At 59.4% G+C, this 15391-nt stretch carries 11 protein-coding genes, 1 tRNA gene and 1 pseudogene; 8 read left to right on the plus strand and 5 right to left on the minus strand.

The genetic code is table 11. The features are described from left to right. Window positions 1–91: 91 nt before the first annotated feature. From TX72_RS11210 to TX72_RS11220, 3 genes and pseudogenes are all read right to left on the minus strand, one after another. Window positions 92–1597 carry an iron uptake porin gene (locus tag TX72_RS11210; protein ID WP_011129080.1) on the minus strand — a complete coding sequence of 502 codons (1506 nt, stop codon included), beginning with the start codon at window positions 1595–1597 and terminating at the stop codon, window positions 92–94. 533 nt (window positions 1598–2130) lie between these two features. Next, window positions 2131–3761 (minus strand): annotated as a pseudogene (locus TX72_RS11215) (iron uptake porin). Between the two features lie 227 nt (window positions 3762–3988). Beyond that, on the minus strand, window positions 3989–5434 hold the full coding sequence (locus TX72_RS11220) for an iron uptake porin (protein ID WP_011129081.1): 1446 nt from the start codon (window positions 5432–5434) through the stop codon (window positions 3989–3991). A 204-nt stretch (window positions 5435–5638) separates the two neighbouring features. Here TX72_RS11220 and TX72_RS11225 point away from each other — a divergent pair, with 204 nt between their 5' ends. Continuing rightward, complete coding sequence (locus TX72_RS11225) at window positions 5639–7243, plus strand: DUF2079 domain-containing protein (RefSeq protein WP_042503906.1); 1605 nt, start codon at window positions 5639–5641, stop codon at window positions 7241–7243. Window positions 7244–7335: 92 nt separating this feature from the next. On the opposite strand, the gene TX72_RS14325 is transcribed toward TX72_RS11225, so the two are convergent. After that, a complete protein-coding gene (locus tag TX72_RS14325; protein WP_042503908.1) occupies window positions 7336–7515 on the minus strand; it encodes a hypothetical protein in 180 nt (59 codons plus the stop codon). A 37-nt stretch (window positions 7516–7552) separates the two neighbouring features. Here TX72_RS14325 and TX72_RS11235 point away from each other — a divergent pair, with 37 nt between their 5' ends. The 3 genes from TX72_RS11235 to TX72_RS11245 are packed head-to-tail and all read left to right on the plus strand — an operon-like array spanning window position 7553 to window position 12010. Then, complete coding sequence (locus TX72_RS11235; RefSeq protein WP_042504483.1) at window positions 7553–9016, plus strand: ArnT family glycosyltransferase; 1464 nt, start codon at window positions 7553–7555, stop codon at window positions 9014–9016. Further along, entirely contained in the window at window positions 9013–10419 is a 1407-nt protein-coding gene (locus tag TX72_RS11240) for a DUF2079 domain-containing protein (protein WP_148228822.1), read from the plus strand. Before TX72_RS11235 ends, TX72_RS11240 begins: the two co-directional genes overlap by 4 nt. Then, entirely contained in the window at window positions 10382–12010 is a 1629-nt protein-coding gene (locus TX72_RS11245; RefSeq protein ID WP_011129085.1) for a DUF2079 domain-containing protein, read from the plus strand. Before TX72_RS11240 ends, TX72_RS11245 begins: the two co-directional genes overlap by 38 nt. A 60-nt stretch (window positions 12011–12070) precedes the next feature. Here the strand turns inward: TX72_RS11245 and psbD are convergent, their stop codons facing one another. Next, window positions 12071–13126 (minus strand): photosystem II reaction center subunit D2, encoded by a 1056-nt coding sequence (gene psbD / locus TX72_RS11250; RefSeq protein WP_011127544.1) that lies wholly within the window; start codon window positions 13124–13126, stop codon window positions 12071–12073. Between the two features lie 164 nt (window positions 13127–13290). Between psbD and TX72_RS11255 the strand changes: the two genes are divergently transcribed. The 4 genes from TX72_RS11255 (at window position 13291) to TX72_RS11270 (ending at window position 15389) form a co-directional block, all read left to right on the plus strand. After that, window positions 13291–13554, plus strand: coding sequence for a UPF0367 protein family (locus TX72_RS11255; RefSeq protein ID WP_011129086.1), 264 nt, complete (start codon window positions 13291–13293; stop codon window positions 13552–13554). After that, window positions 13496–14233 carry an ABC transporter ATP-binding protein gene (locus TX72_RS11260; protein WP_011129087.1) on the plus strand — a complete coding sequence of 246 codons (738 nt, stop codon included), beginning with the start codon at window positions 13496–13498 and terminating at the stop codon, window positions 14231–14233. Before TX72_RS11255 ends, TX72_RS11260 begins: the two co-directional genes overlap by 59 nt. Window positions 14234–14249: 16 nt before the next feature. Continuing rightward, a tRNA-Asn gene (locus TX72_RS11265) sits at window positions 14250–14321 on the plus strand. A 279-nt stretch (window positions 14322–14600) separates the two neighbouring features. Then, window positions 14601–15389 (plus strand): response regulator transcription factor, encoded by a 789-nt coding sequence (locus TX72_RS11270; RefSeq protein ID WP_011129089.1) that lies wholly within the window; start codon window positions 14601–14603, stop codon window positions 15387–15389. Window positions 15390–15391 lie beyond the last annotated feature (2 nt).

Raw genomic sequence — 15391 nt, forward strand, 5'->3', positions numbered from 1 at the left:
ACCCATTGTTAAACACAAAAAGCCCCCCTGAAAGGGGGGCTGATCTGTGTGAGGAACAAGTCTGACAGCCAGACCGAAGTAGGGTTTTGGATCAGAACTTAAAGACGGTCTGAACGACGCCACCCCACTGGGACGCATCATCCACACCCTGAGACTGCTCAGGCAGGTAGAAGACTGCTGGAATGACAGATACTTTTTTAGCAACCTTCAGCTTGAGGGAAGCTTCGAAAGCAAGTTCAGGAGCATCAGGGTCATCTCCCTTCTGAGAAACAACGTACTGAGGGGCACCGAAACCGACAGCAAGCTTGTGACTTGTGTCTGCAATCTTGTCCCACTGGAAGCCAACCATCCAACTAGCCAGTGTTTCAACGTCAGAACCCTCCAAGCTGGAGAATCCATAACCAGCGCTGATTGAGGGAATCAGGCCAGTCTCAGCAGGTTTCCAGAAGCCGTTGAAAGCAAAGTTATTGGAGTAAACGTCAGTGCCTTTGACGCAATCCTGAGCCTTATAGAAGCCAGTTCCAAAACCTGCCTTGCACTGTCCGTAGCGATAACCGAAAGCAAGACCCCACTTTTTAGATCCGTAACCGATCTGAGCAGTTGTGTTGGCACGTGAATTAGAGCCGAACATGCCACCTGCTGTGGGATCACTGTTCTCGGCTTCTCCGGCATCGGCGACGTAGTTCACAGCCGCAGTGAACTTGGGTTTGCCTTTAGCTACTTTCTGCTTCCAGATCAAGCCAACCAAACCGCCGGTTTCCTTGTTGTAGACGCCGGGAGTACCCCAGTGACCACCAAACATGTTGAGGGTCTTCACTTTGTAAGCTGTAGGTTTCATACCCAAGCTTTCAGTATTCCGAGCCAGAGGACCCGCGATGGCGGTCAGGCCTTTTGCAACAGGAAAACGATAGTAGAGACGATCAATTTCCATGGTGTTTCCAGACATTCCAGAAACATCCAACTTGCGCAGTCCGCCGGAGAAAGCAGATCCATCCTTCATGTTGCCGCCGCGCAGGCGGGTGAAGAGCAGATCTTTACCGGTGAAAGAGGTCTTAAGACCCAAGCGGAGATCGTAAGAGAAACTCAGTGCGTCATAGACAGATTTATCTGCGTCGTCCTCAGAATTAATGGCACCTGTAACGAAGGTGGCCTTACCTTTCAGCTTTGTGGTGGTGGAGAACTGAGTGGCCGCCAGTTCGCCGACGCGAGCTTCCAGACCATCCACGCGCCCGCGGATCACAGCCAGCTCGGTTTCGAATTCTTTGATCAGACGACGCAGCTCGTCGGTCACCTCGGTGATGCGGTCGAGGCAAGCGTTCAGCAGGGCAGCCGCTTCGTAGCGGGTCATGGCCCGGTTGCCAGCGAAAGTACCGTTGGGGTAGCCGGCGACGCAGCCGTAACGTTCGATCAGGTTGGCGAGAGCCTGGTAGGCCCAGTCAGTCGGGTAGACGTCGGAGAACTGGGTGATGCTGGTGACCTGCTCTTCGGATGCCGCGTAGTCGGACACACCGTTGATGTTCAGGTCGGCTGCGTTGGCGCCGGAGGCCAGGAGGCCCAGGGCGGCAGGCGCAACCAGCAGTTGCTGGAAGAGTTTCATGAGATTCCTCACACCTAAATTGAGGGAAGTGGACAGCAGTCCATAAGGAAAATACAGGCACAAGAAAACACTGCACAGGAGGCCGCGCTTTTATGTGTCCATTACTACGCCTTAACTAATTTAAGCTTAGGCTAAGAACCTAGATCGCTGATTGATGGCCAAAGACGACCAAGCTCACAAAAGGTGGGTTGAGGAAGAAAGCACAAGTGGAGATTCTTCGTTGCTAATTGGAAAATTAAGTTGGACTTTACTTTAAGTAAGTACCGTCAACATAATGTTGAGATCCTGAGCTTATGCTGTACGGGAGCAATCAAAATGTCAGGGCTGCCGGAGCGACCAAAAGGCCCTGGAGCAGTTTCATATCAATCTTCTCAAGCTCCTGCAGGAAGTGTCTCAACAAACCAAAGGCACCGAGAATCAGTAGTGGTGCTAAATAATTAACCCATTACTAAACGCAATAGAAAAGCCCCCCTTACGGGGGGCCGATCTATGTGGGGAACAATTCAGAAACCCCACCGAAGGCTGCTTAGGAATCAGAACTTGAAGACCGTCTGAATAACACCGCCCAGAACACCAACGGACTTGTCGTTGGGGGTCTCGAATCCATAAGGACGAGAGAGCCAATAGATGGCAGGGGTCACAGCAATTTTATTGGTGACTTGGAACTTGTACCAGAGCTCCATGGCATAGTTGCCATCGGCGACAAAATCACTTTCACCCCTGCGCTCAACTTTAGTCACGAACCGTGGCTGACCGATAGCAGCTCCAAGCGCGTTCTTCTTCTGGAAAACATCGTTCCAAGTGAGACCCACCATCCAAGAGGCCATTTCACGGATTTCAGTCGCACGCTCCCAGTCATCGTTGCCGTTGCTGTAGGAAGCACCAACACCTGCACTGATGGAGGGAATCATTCCTGATTCCTCAGGGCGCCAGAAGGCATGAACGGACCAGTTGTGACTATCGGCATCTGAACGAACTTCGTTGCCGTCTTTGTTTTCGACGGTGCAAGAAGTGTCGCCCTTACCTGCGAACTCTGTACCAGTACGGAATTTAGCTCCGCACTGGCCGTAGCGATAACCAGCTGCAAGGCCCCATTTCTGGGTTCCATAGGCAATCTGGCTGGTGATGTTCGCTTCAGAGTTGTCGGTCATGAAGCCACCCGAATTGGGGTTGCTATCTTCACCTTCGCCGGAGTCAGCAACGTAGTTGGCTGCAAGAGTCCAGTAAGGATTGCCCTTGCCGGCGCTCTTCTTATTGGTGTAGATCAGACCGAAGCCACTTCCAGTTTCCTTGTTCCAGACGCCAGGAGTTCCCAGGGAACCACCGAAGAAGTCGAGAACCTTTTGACCACCCTTTGCATAAGCACTGGCTTTGTAGCCATCATCTCGGTGTTGCGAGTCAGAGCACCGACCTGAGCCTTGAATCCGTTGCCCAGGGGGAAGCGGTAATACAGGCGATCAATCTCAACAGCGTTGCCACCGGGAGCACCAGTGTCAAGCTTGTTCAAACCAACACCTTCGCCATCCCAAGTGGAAGAACCACCTTGGTTGCCAACGCGTAGGCGAGTAAACAGCAGGTCCTTGCCGGTGAAGGAGGTTTTCAGACCCAAACGCAGGTCGTAGCTGAAAGTGAAAGCGCCCCAGTCGGCGTTGTAAGAGTCGCGCATGCCTTTGGGGTTATCACCAAGAGCATTGGTGGCACCCATGACGAAATTCGCCTTGCCTTTCAGCTTGGTGGTTGTGGAGAACTGAGTCGCCTCCAGTTCGCCAACGCGAGCTTCCAGACCGTCCACGCGGCCGCGGATCACAGCCAGCTCGGTTTCGAATTCATTGATCAGACGACGCAGCTGGTCGGTCACCTCGGTCACGCGGTCAAGGCAAGCGTTCACAAGGGCAGCCGCTTCGTAGCGGGTCATGGCCCGGTTGCCAGCGAAGGCACCGTTGGGGTAGCCGGCGACGCAGCCGTAACGCTCGATCAGGTTGGCAAGAGCCTGGTATGCCCAGTCAGTCGGGTAGACGTCGGAGAATTGGGTGATGCTGGTGACCTGCTCTTCGGATGCCGTGTAGTCGGACACACCGTTGATGTTCAGGTCGGCGGCGTTGGCGCCGGAGGCCAGGAGGCCCAGGGCGGCAGGCGCTACCAGCAGTTGCTGGAAGAGTTTCATGAGATTCCTCACACCAAAATTGAGGGAAGTGGACAAAAAGTCCCTCTGAAAGTTACTGGTGACGCAAAAGCATCCTTAAGCGGCCGCACAATTTTGTGTCCATTACTACTCTTTTAATAATTTAAAAAAAGTTTAAGAGTCTAAGTAGCGATTAAAAGACGAAAAAAAACCCACCGCAGAGCGGTGGGTTTAGGAATAAAGAACGGTTGGGAATTAACCGTTGATGATCAGAAGGTGAAGGTGGTCTTCAGGTAAGCACCGTGAACATATTCACCAGTGAGGCTACCGGAATACTCATCAATGATGAAGTAGGTCGGGGTAACGGTGATGTTGTCGGATACAGCAAACTTGTAGAAGATTTCCCACATTTTGTTGTAGTCATCTTCAACCTTAGGAGCCTGGCCGATGGCTGTACCGAATGAGTTGCCTGCTACGAACACATCAGACCACTCAAGGCCAACGTACCAGCCATGAATGTTTTCATCGGTGCCCTCAGGGTCAGACATTGACCAACCACCACTCACAGAGGGAATGATGCCAGCATCTGCAGGAGCCCATGCGGCTGCAAGGCTGTAACCATTACGGCTGTCGCCTTCCACAGCGAAAGCTTTGTTGGTGCCAATAGTAAGGCCTACATTTTGTGCGTAGGCATAACCAGCTTGGGCCAAGAAGCTACCTTCAGCAACTTCACCTGAGTAGAAAAGCTGCCAAGAAGATGTGGATGCAGTTTCATCTTGACCGATGCTTTCTGATCCACTCCAAGCGACGTAGTTGCCGCTAAGTGAGAAGCCAGAGTCACCAAACGAGTAAACGCCGCCCACGCCAGCACCAGCACCAGCCAAGTTGTTGGAGGCCCAAGCACCGCCGTAGGTGAAGAAGTCCAGCAGCAGGTCGGAAGGATAGAAGGTTGCATAGCCGGCGTACATACCAGCATCATCTGTCCGCACCACAGGACCAGCCGTTACGGTCAGGTTCTCACCAACTGGGAAGGTGTAATACAAGCGACCAATCTTGACACTGCCGCCAGATGACATGGCAGTTTCAACAAATGTCAGACCTTCATCCCAGACAGAGGGACCAAAATTACCCGCCCGCAGGACGGTGGTCAGCATGTCTTCGCCTGTGAAGGACGTCTTAAGGGCAAGACGAAGGTCGTAGTTGAAGGTGACAGCTTCACCCGCATCACCATCGAAACCTTCAGCAGCACCAAGAACCCACGCTGAATAACCCTTCAACTTGGTGGTGGTGGAGAACTGAGACGCTGAGAGTTCCCCAACGCGAGCCTCTAGACCGTCCACTTTGCCGGCGATCATTGCGAGTTCCTTCTCGAACTCAGTAATAAGGCTCTTAAGTTGATCCGTCACCTCGGTGACGCGGTCGAGGCAGGCGTTCAGCAGGGCAGCAGCCTCATAGCGGGTCATGGCCCGGTTGCCACGGAAGGTGCCGTTGGGGTAGCCGGCCACACAGCCGTACTGCTCCACCAAATTGCTCAAAGCCTGATAGGCCCAGTCGGTGGGATAAACGTCAGAAAACTGGGTGACACTGGTGACCTGATCCTTTGAGGAAGAGGAGTACTCAGCAACACCATTGATGTTGAGCTGGGCGGCGTTAGCACCGGTGGCCAGAAGGCCAAGGGCAGCAGGAGCCACCAGCAATTGCTGGAAAAGCTTCATGGGGGGTCCTCACACAGAAAATGGGCGCAACAGCGCCACATAAACCTCATAAGGCTTTACCAAGGGTTAACCAATAATCCCTGTGCCAGCTCCCTTAATGACTGGTAACAGGTGTCACAGAACACGCCTGAAAGCGTTCGCTACGAACATTAAATCGATTCGTGTGGGTGGCCACCCACAGTGGTACGGCCCCTTGTGCGCTCCATGTCCCCCCGGGTCCTGCGCGTCGCCGTTCTCTTCGCAGCCGTTCTGCTGGCGCTGCAGGCCTGGCGGTCCTGGGTGCTTCTGGCCAGTTACGACCAGGGAATCTTTCAGCAAGTGCTCTGGAACTGTCTCCAGGGTCATCCGTTTGAAAGCACCCTCTCCTCGCAGCTCTCCACGAATGTGATCCACGCCGGGGAGCTGCCTTCGGTCGATTACGAGCGGCTTGGCCAACATTTCACCCCCACTCTCCTGCTCTGGGCACCCCTTCTGGGGCTGATCGGAGGTGCCGCCCTGCCCCTGGTGCAGGTGGGACTGATCACGGCGGCTGGCCTCACATTGCATCGACTGGCCTTGGGTCTGCTGCCGGAACGCACTGCCAACTGGCTCACCTACGGCTTCTTTGCCGGCAATGCCCTGATCGGCCCCACGCTGGGGAACTACACCGACCTCTGCCAGCTGCCCCTGGCCGTGTTCCTCATGATGCTCGGCCTGGTGGAACGTCGCCGCTGGTGGATCACTGGGGCAGCCCTGTGGATCCCTTTGATTCGCGAGGACACCGGTGTGCTGCTGGTGGCTATCGGTCTGTGGCTGCTGCTGCGGCAACGGCAGCGCTGGCCATTGGCCATGGCCTTGATCGCCTGGGGTGGTGGTTGGGTGCTGATCTGCACCAGCCTGCTGATGCCGCTGTTCTCCGACGACAACGCCAAGCGGTTCATGGTGGAAAACTTCGGCCAGTACCTGGGGGACGAGAACAGCAGCTCAAGCCTCGGAATGGTGGGACACGCCCTGCGCCAGCCCCTGCTGCTGCTTCAGCAGTTGGTGGATCCACCGGGTCAAACCCTGCTGTATCTGCTCGGCCACGGCCTGCCCTTTCTGTTCGTCCCTCTCATCAGCCTCGACACCTGGCTGCTGGCGGGCCCCAGTCTGCTCGGGCTGTTTCTGGCCCAGGGGGCCAACGACCCCCTCTCGATCACCATCCGCTACACGCTGCTGGTGGTGCCGGGATTCGCCCTTGGCGCTCTGTTCTGGTGGCAGCGTCGGCCAAAACCCAACCCTGGAGCGCGAACCCGCCTGGCCTGGGGAGCTGCCCTCAGCCTCTCTCTGCTGCTGACGGTCAGCAGCAACCCTCACCGCAGCCTTTCCTTCCTGATCCCGGACAGCATTGATCCCTGGGTGTACAGCGCCCCATTGCGTCAGTGGAACCATGGCGTCACCGCTCGCCAGGCCCTGTCCGTCATCCCCGACGATGGCTCGGTGGCCGCCAATACCCCCCTGGTGCCGCTACTCGCCAGACGCGCCGTCCTCGTGCGTTTCCCATTCGCCACGGGCTATCTGGATCGATCCGGATCATCCCAGCAGGTGGACTGGATCGCCGTTGATCTCGAGCAGCTCGAGCAATACGGAGTTGCTTTCAGAGGCGACTGGAAACAGCTGCGCAACGCTCGCCGCTGGCTGGCGGCCCACCGCGACAGCCATCGGGTGCAGGCCATCAACAGTGGTGTGGTGGTGCTGCAGCGCAATGGGATTGAGCATCCCGACCTTGAAGCCGCACTCGATCGACAGCTGGATCGACCACTCCCTGCCGACCCACGTCGGCGTTCCTGAACAAAACGATGCCCCCGATCGGAAGACCGACCGGGGGCTCTCGCCGAGTCCGCTTTTGCCGCGGAACCGGATGATCAGTTAGAAGGCGCCGTTCAGCCGGCGTTCTCCGCGATCAGCAGACCCTGCATGAAAGAACTGGATTGCATGGACACCTCCTCCTGAAAGGGTTGATGAGCGCCGGTGATGCATTCGGTGGTGTCCAGGACCCAAAGGTCCGAAGATGCCACCACACCACTGCGGTCGGGACCCTTGAACCCTAACGGAGGTGTCAAAACTTTGGCGAAGCTGCTGGATCAACAGCGCTGGCTGATGCCACTGCTGCTCTGGCTGCTCACGCTGATGCTCTGGCTGCCGGGTCTGGGCAACCTGCCGCTGCGCGACTGGGATGAAGGGCGCGTGGCCACGGTGGCCCGCTCCAGCACCAACCTGCTGCCGATGAAATGGCAGCAGCCCTACCTCAACAAACCCCCCGGTCTTCACGCCCCCATGGGCCAGCTGATCCGTGCCCACGGAGAGCAGGACGCCCTGGTGCGACTGCTGCCGGCCCTGCTCTCCACGCTGGCGGTCCCCCTGATCGTGCTAATACGCAGGGATCTCAACGGTCCCGACCGGCACCGCCGGGCCCTGCTGGCGGGGGTGGTGTTAATGACCCTGCTGCCCATGGCCCGTCACGGCCGGCTGGCGATGTTGGACGGCACGCTGGTGAGTTGCAGCCTGCTGCTGTGGTGGAGCTGGATCCGGGGCCGTCAGCATCCCCTGGCTGCTCTGAGCGCAGGGATCGCCGGCAGTGGCGTGTTGCTGCTGAAACCACCGGCACTGCTGGGGTTGGGCCTGATCGCCCTGGTTGTGGGCGGCCGCAACAGCTGGCCGCGCTGGCGCGGCTGGATCGGCCTCAGCCTGGGACTGCTGCCCGGACTGAGCTGGCATCTCTGGCACTGGAGTGTGCGCGGCGACGATGCGCTGCTTATGTGGGGCGGCCAGGGACTGGCCCGGATCACCAGCAGCGTCGGCGATGGCCACGGCTGGTGGACCCCATGGGTGGAGGTGCTGGAAGGTGGTTGGCCCTGGCTGCTGCTGCTGCCCATCGGTCTGCACTGGGCCTGGCGGCAACGCCACAACAGCGCCGGGCGCTGGGAACTGGGGCTGCTCCTCGGCAGTGCCGCCCTGGTGCTGCCGCTCCGCACCCAGTTGCCCTGGTACAGCCACCTGCTCTGGCCGCCTCTGGCCCTGCTCTGCGCCGAAGGGCTGGCTCAACTGCTCGACTCCGGGGCGCCCCGCTGGGTGGGCCGGTGCTGGCAGGTTCTCGGCCTTGGACTGAGCCTGGCTGGATTGGGCACGTTGGTGATCCGCGAGCCACAACTGCCGAGCCTCAGCCTGCTGCTGGCGGGGTTCGGGCTGTTGGCTGGAGGCCAAGCCATCAGACATCCCCAGCCCCAGCGGCGGCGACGCGGGCTGGCGATCCTGGTGATCGCCTGGGGCCTGGCGCTGCTGGCCCTTTGGCACAGCCGCCTCTGGCTGTGGGAGCTGAATGAAAGCTGGGATCCACGGCCTGTGGCCGCTCAGGTGCGAACACTGCCGGCCGATGCGTCCGTTTGGCTGAAGGGGCCCACCCGGCCGTCCCTCGGCTGGTATGCGGGCCGAAACCTGCTGCAGTACCGCAAGAGTGAGCCACCCAAGGGGCCCTACTGGCTGGTGAGCAACAAGCCGATGCCGGGCTGCCTGCCGAGCCAGGACCCGGCCAGAGGTGAATGGCAGCTGTGGAAATGCCAATGAAACCACCCCGCCAGCTCTGGGGTCTTGCCGTCGGTCTGGGGCTGATCGGTTGGGGCTGCAGCGCCCTGCGGCATGCCCTACTGCACAGCAACGCCTACGACCTGGGCCTGTTTGACCAGTGGGTCTGGCTGATCAGCCAGGGGCTGCCACCGATCTCCTCGATGGAGCACGTTCACGTGCTGGCGGATCACGGTGCCTGGCTGCTGTACGGCACCGGTTTGCTCTACGAGCTGATCCCATCGGTGCAGTGGCTGCTGGCGGCCCAAGCCCTGGCCCTGAGTCTCACGGCCATCCCGATCTGGTGGCTGGCGCAGCAGGCTGGCGTCTCCAGACACGGCTGCTGGCTGGCATGCGGACTGTGGTGGCTGCAGCCCGTCGTCTTCAACACTCTGCTGTTCGATGTGCACCCGGAAACGTGGGTGATGCCCGCCTTCGCCTGGGCCCTCTGGGCCGAACGGGCCCAACGCCCGCGCCTGTGGTTGGCCCTGCTGCTGGTGATGCTGGGGGCCCGAGATGGGCTGGTGCTGGTGCTCGGCGGCATGGGGCTCGATCTGGCATGGCGCCAGCGCTGGCGGTGGAGTGCCGCCGTCAGCGGGCTGGCGGCGGGCTGGTTGCTGCTGCTGAGTCGGTGGCTCTATCCCTGGCTGCGCGATGGCGAAGGCCCCAAGGCCGCCGCTCGCATGTTCAGTCATCTCAGCGGCGGGCCGATGCAGATCCTGCAGAGCCTCGACTGGAGCGGAGGCCTTCAGTACCTGGGGCTGCTCTGCCTGCCCTGCATCTGGCTCTGGCGACGGCGATCACTGCCAACCCTGCTGATCGCCCTGCCCCTGGTGCTGGTCAATCTGCTGTCGGCCTCCGCCAGCTACCGCACCCTGGTGCATCACTACAGCCTGCCTCTGGCGCTGGTCGCCGTGCTGGCGGCCATTGATGGGGGGTTGGCAGCGGGTCGACCCCGCCATCGACTTCCCAGGAGCCTGATCTGGGCGACAGCCTGCTGGCTGGCCCTGGCCAAACCCTGGTTCTTCACAGGGCCCTACCTGCAGCGGCTGCCGCATCTGCCCTCAACTCAGGAAGCCATGGCCGAGGTGCATCCGAACGCCGCAGTGCTCACCACGAGTTACCTCGTACCGCACCTCAGCCAGCGCCGCCGGATCGCCTTCCCCAAAGCCTCCTTCAACCGTGAACTCAGCGATCAAGACTGGACGGTGCTGCTGCTGAACCCGACCGACCCAGGCTGGGGTTCCACCAGAAAGGTGCAACGGCGGCTGATCGATCAGGCTGAACGCGATGACTGGCACTGCCGGGATTGGCCCTCGGGCCTGACCCTCTGCAGATCATCGGAACCTGAGCACGCTGAACGACTCCATGGCCTCGCTTCAGACCCCAGACCCCCGTTCAGCTGAGTCGGCGCAACAGCGTGTCCATCTGGCCGCAGCACTGTTCGTGCTGATCGGCTGCGCCTTGCAGTGGTGGCGCATGCAATCCCTTACAGCCTCCATGGACCAGGGCATCCTGATGCAGGTGCTCTGGAACGGCCTGCGGGGGCACCCCTTTGAAAGCACGCTCTCGTCGCAGCTGTCCACCAACGTGATCCACAGCGGTGAGCTGCCCGCCCTCGGTTACCACCGGCTCGGGCAGCACTTCACCCCAATCCTGGCGTTGTGGATTCCGCTGGTGGGGCTGCTGGGGAAATGGGCCCTTCCGATGCTGCAGGTGGTGCTGATCACCGCTGCTGGGCTCGTGCTGCACCGGTTGGCGCAACAGCAGCTCAAGCCCGACCTGGCGGCCATGGTCACCATCGCGTTCTACGGCGCCAATGCGGTGATCGCGCCCTGCATGCTCAGCAACTTCACCGATCTCAGTCAGCTGCCGTTGTGCGTGTTTCTGCTGCTGCTGGGGCTGGAGCGCCAGCAGCGCTGGCTCACATGGGCAGCCGCTCTGGCCATTCCCCTGATTCGGGAGGACACCGGCGTTGTGCTGATGGGAGTTGGGATCTGGCTGGGTCTGCGCCGTAAGGGGCGCTGGCCGATGGCCGTGACATTGATCCTGTTCGGTGGCGGATGGGTGGCCCTGTCCACCAACGTTCTGATGCCGTTGTTCAGCGCAGACAACGCCCAACGGTTCATGGTGGAGAACTTCGGGCAATACCTGGAAGGCCGCGACCAGGCCAGCAGCCTGGAGGTGCTTGGGCTGGTGCTGCGCCAGCCCCTGGTTCTGCTGCGCGAACTGGTGTCGCCACCGGGCAACACCATCACCTACCTACTGGCCCAGGGCTTACCGCTGATCCTGGTGCCCTTCATCTCGATCGACAGCTGGCTGCTGATGGGGCTGCCACTGCTGGGGTTGCTACTGGCCCAGGGCTTCAACAATCCGCTGTCCATCAGCATCCGTTACACCTATCTAGTGGTGCCGGGGCTGTTCGCTGGAGCCGTGCTCTGGTGGCGCAGCCGTCAGGTGCTGTTCGAATCTCGCCGCCTGCGCCGGATCTGGGCTGGCGCCATCGCCCTGTCCTGTTTGTTCACCGTGACGGCCAATCCAAACCAGAGCTTGTCCTGGATGATTCCAGACAGCATCCAACCTTGGATCTACCGGGATCCCGTGGCCCAGTTCCGCCATGGCCAGCGGGCCCTTGCTTTGATCCAGACCATTCCAGATAACAGCAGCGTTGCGGCCACCACGGGCCTGATCCCCCACCTGGCCAATCGTGAAGTATTGATCCGCTTTCCTTACAACGACCGTTATCAGAATCAGGACGGCCAACCCGTTCCGGTGGAATGGGTTGCGGCCGATCTCCACAACCAACGCCTGTTTCAGACGTTTCGAAAACAGCGCAAAGGTCTGAAACGCAATCTTCGACAGATCAATAAGTTGTCGGATCAGGGGTATGGCGTTGTTGCCTTCGACGATGACGTCGTCCTGCTGCAACGACAGGCCCAAATCAATGCAGGGGCACAACTGGCGTTCAATGCACTCTCTGAATCTTTGAATTTCTGAACTGCGTCATTACATAAAAAAGCCTCCCTTTCGGGAGGCTGGTAACTATGGTCTTTGAAATCAGAGGGCGTTGCCGCGGGGCAGAACCTCTTCAGGGAAGACGAAGTTTTCGTGCGGCTGGTCAGCCGGTGCCATCCAGGCACGCAGACCTTCATTCAGAAGGATGTTCTTGGTGTAGAAGGTCTCGAATTCGGGATCTTCTGCAGCGCGGATTTCCTGCGACACGAAGTCGTAGGCGCGCAGGTTGAGGGCCAAGCCGATGATGCCAATGGAGCTGGTCCACAGACCCATCACAGGCACGAACAGCATGAAGAAGTGCAGCCAGCGCTTGTTGGAGAAGGCGATCCCGAAGATCTGACTCCAGAAGCGGTTGGCGGTGACCATGGAATAGGTCTCTTCTTCCTGAGTGGGCTCAAACGCCTTGAAGGTGTTGGCCTGCTCACCGTCCTCAAACAAGGTGTTTTCCACGGTGGCGCCGTGAATGGCGCAGAGCAGTGCACCGCCGAGGATGCCGGCGACGCCCATCATGTGGAATGGGTTCAGGGTCCAGTTGTGGAAGCCCTGGAGGAAGAGGAGGAAGCGGAAGATCGCAGCCACACCGAAGGAGGGCGCGAAGAACCAGCTGCTCTGGCCGAGGGGGTACATCAGGAAGACGCTGACGAACACCGCGATCGGACCGGAGAAGGCGATGGCGTTGTACGGGCGGATGCCGACCAGACGAGCGATTTCGAACTGACGCAGCATGAAGCCGATCAGTGCGAAGGCGCCGTGCAGGGCCACGAAGGCCCAGAGGCCGCCGAGCTGGCACCAGCGAACGAAGTCGCCCTGGGCTTCAGGGCCCCAGAGCAGCAGCAGGCTGTGACCCATCGCATCAGCGGGGGTGGAGACAGCAGCGGTGAGGAAGTTGCAACCTTCCAGGTACGAGGAGGCAATGCCGTGTGTGTACCAAGAGGTGACAAAGGTGGTGCCTGTGAGCCAGCCACCGATGGCCAGGTAGGCCGTGGGGAAAAGGAGGATGCCGGACCAGCCGACAAAAACGAAGCGGTCGCGCTTGAGCCAGTCATCGAGGATGTCGAACCATCCCCGCTGAGGCGCGCGTCCTACAGCGATCGTCATGAGAAAGGCGCTTCATGAAGCGTTACACGACAACCCTAGGTGTTGTTTTCCGTCCTGGAGCAAGAAATCCGTACCAGGGCGAAACGATGAGTAGAAATGCCCAGGCGTGAACAGTCAGGCGCGCTGCTGCTCCGCGAGAATGAGTTCCTTGAGACATCAATGCCGTGTACGTCATCGAACTTGCCCTGCGCATGAGCCCCGTCCCGGTGTCCGTACAGCGCAAGGAGGCCGAGGCCGCTGAAGCTCTTTACCAACAGATCCGACAAGCCCTGGAGAGCGGTCAACCCCGCCTGCTGGAGCTCACCTGCGAGAAAGTTGAAGGCAAGAAAGTCACCCTGCTGATCAGTGAGGTTCTCGCCGTTCAGCTTTATGAGAAGACTGCTGCGACGGGCGGCAGCAAGCGCCCCGGCTTCTCCTTTGACTCCTGAGACCGCGACCGCTGAGCTTCGGATCACAGGCCTGAGCCATAGGTGGGCCAATGGTCAGACTGTTCTTGACGATTGCAATCTCGTCATCCCGAAGCCTGGTCTCTGGATGCTGGTTGGCTGCAACGGCAGTGGCAAAAGCACCCTGTTTCGCCTGATCGCAGGGCTGATCGAACCGCAATCCGGATCGATCAGCACCGACCATCAATCGGCTCTGGTATTTCAGAACCCGGATCATCAACTGCTCCTGCCGAGCTGCAGCAGCGATCTGTTGCTGGGCATGGATCAAGGCCTCGGCAACAGCGAACGCCGCGAACGCATCCGACTGCGGCTGGAGGAACTAGGACTGGCAGGCCTGGAGCGCCGACCGATCCATGCCCTCAGTGGTGGCCAGAAACAGAGACTGGCCATTGCCGGAGCCCTGGCCAGCGAGGCGAGCCTGCTGTTGCTGGATGAACCGACGGCTTTGCTCGATCCAGACAGTCAGTCCAGCGTGCTCGCCGCCGTTCAGGAGCTCTGCCGACGACCAGAAGCCCCCCTCACAGCGCTGTGGATCACCCACCGGCTTGAGGAACTGACCTGTGCCGATGGCGCAGCGGAGATGCGTGCGGGGCGTATTGGTCCGTGGATGTCAGGAATAAAACTGCAACGACGCTTGCAGCACGGGAGCTCTGACAGGTAAGTTCTTCGGGAGTCACTCCTCGGTAGCTCAGCGGTAGAGCGGTCGACTGTTAATCGATTGGTCGCAGGTTCGAATCCCGCCCGGGGAGCTTGAAAGCCACAGCGTTTGCTGTGGCTTTTTTATCGACAAAAAAGGAATTTTCATGACAACCGATTGCCCGAAGCGGAAGACTTCCTGAACAGCCGCCTCGGCTCAGCCAATCACCATGGCGCAAGATCGCCTGCAGTGCAGTGGATCTCAGGGATCAACCTGAAATTCCTCTCACAACGCAAAATCTGCACTCACCCGAAAAGCTTGAGAGAATCCGTTCAGCGTCGCTCCAGAAGACCAGCGCTCCGTTTTCTTTTCTTGTTCCGCCCCTAGATCGATGAAGCCTTGCATCCTGTTGATCGAAGACGACCAGGACATGCGCGACCTGGTGAGCGGCCATTTGGAGCACAGTGGCTTTGACGTTCAACGGGCCGATGACGGCATCAAGGGCCAGGCCCTTGCGCTCCAGTACACCCCGGATCTGATCCTGCTGGACCTCATGCTGCCCAAAGTCGATGGCCTGACCCTCTGTCAGCGCCTGCGCCGCGATGACCGCACCTCCGGCATCCCGATCCTGATGCTCACGGCCCTCGGCGGCACCAAGGACAAGGTCAGTGGGTTCAACTCAGGCGCCGACGACTACCTCACCAAGCCCTTTGATCTGGAAGAGCTGCAGGCGCGGGTGAAGGCACTCCTCCGCCGCAGTGATCGTGCTCCCGTGGGCTCGAGCAACCACAACGAAATCCTCAGTTACGGACCGCTCACCCTTGTTCCTGAGCGGTTTGAAGCGATCTGGTTCGACACCCCGGTGCGACTCACCCACCTGGAATTCGAACTGCTCCACTGCCTGTTGCAACGCCACGGACAGACCGTCGCTCCATCCCTGATTCTCAAAGAGGTCTGGGGCTACGAACCGGACGACGACATCGAAACCATTCGTGTTCACGTGCGTCATCTGCGCACCAAACTTGAACCTGACCCGCGCAAGCCACGCTTCATCAAGACCGTGTACGGAGCCGGCTACTGCCTTGAGTTGCCGATCGGTGGCGAGCTGGACGACCTTCAAGATGTTGTTGCCATCGCCCGCAATGAGCGCAATCAAGACAGTGAACGGGCCAGCGCCTGAGC

Source organism: Parasynechococcus marenigrum WH 8102 (genome assembly GCF_000195975.1).
Taxonomy (GTDB): Bacteria; Cyanobacteriota; Cyanobacteriia; order PCC-6307; family Cyanobiaceae; genus Parasynechococcus; species Parasynechococcus marisnigri.

Coding starts and splice junctions, on each gene's coding strand:
- TX72_RS11220 (WP_011129081.1), bottom strand. CDS start 5,434: ATGAAGCTTTTCCAGCAATTGCTGGTGGCTCCTGCTGCCCTTGGCCTT.
- TX72_RS11260 (WP_011129087.1), top strand. CDS start 13,496: ATGAGAAGACTGCTGCGACGGGCGGCAGCAAGCGCCCCGGCTTCTCCT.
- TX72_RS11240 (WP_148228822.1), top strand. CDS start 9,013: ATGAAACCACCCCGCCAGCTCTGGGGTCTTGCCGTCGGTCTGGGGCTG.
- TX72_RS11270 (WP_011129089.1), top strand. CDS start 14,601: ATGAAGCCTTGCATCCTGTTGATCGAAGACGACCAGGACATGCGCGAC.
- TX72_RS11225 (WP_042503906.1), top strand. CDS start 5,639: ATGTCCCCCCGGGTCCTGCGCGTCGCCGTTCTCTTCGCAGCCGTTCTG.
- TX72_RS11235 (WP_042504483.1), top strand. CDS start 7,553: ATGCCACTGCTGCTCTGGCTGCTCACGCTGATGCTCTGGCTGCCGGGT.
- TX72_RS11245 (WP_011129085.1), top strand. CDS start 10,382: ATGGCCTCGCTTCAGACCCCAGACCCCCGTTCAGCTGAGTCGGCGCAA.
- psbD (WP_011127544.1), bottom strand. CDS start 13,126: ATGACGATCGCTGTAGGACGCGCGCCTCAGCGGGGATGGTTCGACATC.
- TX72_RS11210 (WP_011129080.1), bottom strand. CDS start 1,597: ATGAAACTCTTCCAGCAACTGCTGGTTGCGCCTGCCGCCCTGGGCCTC.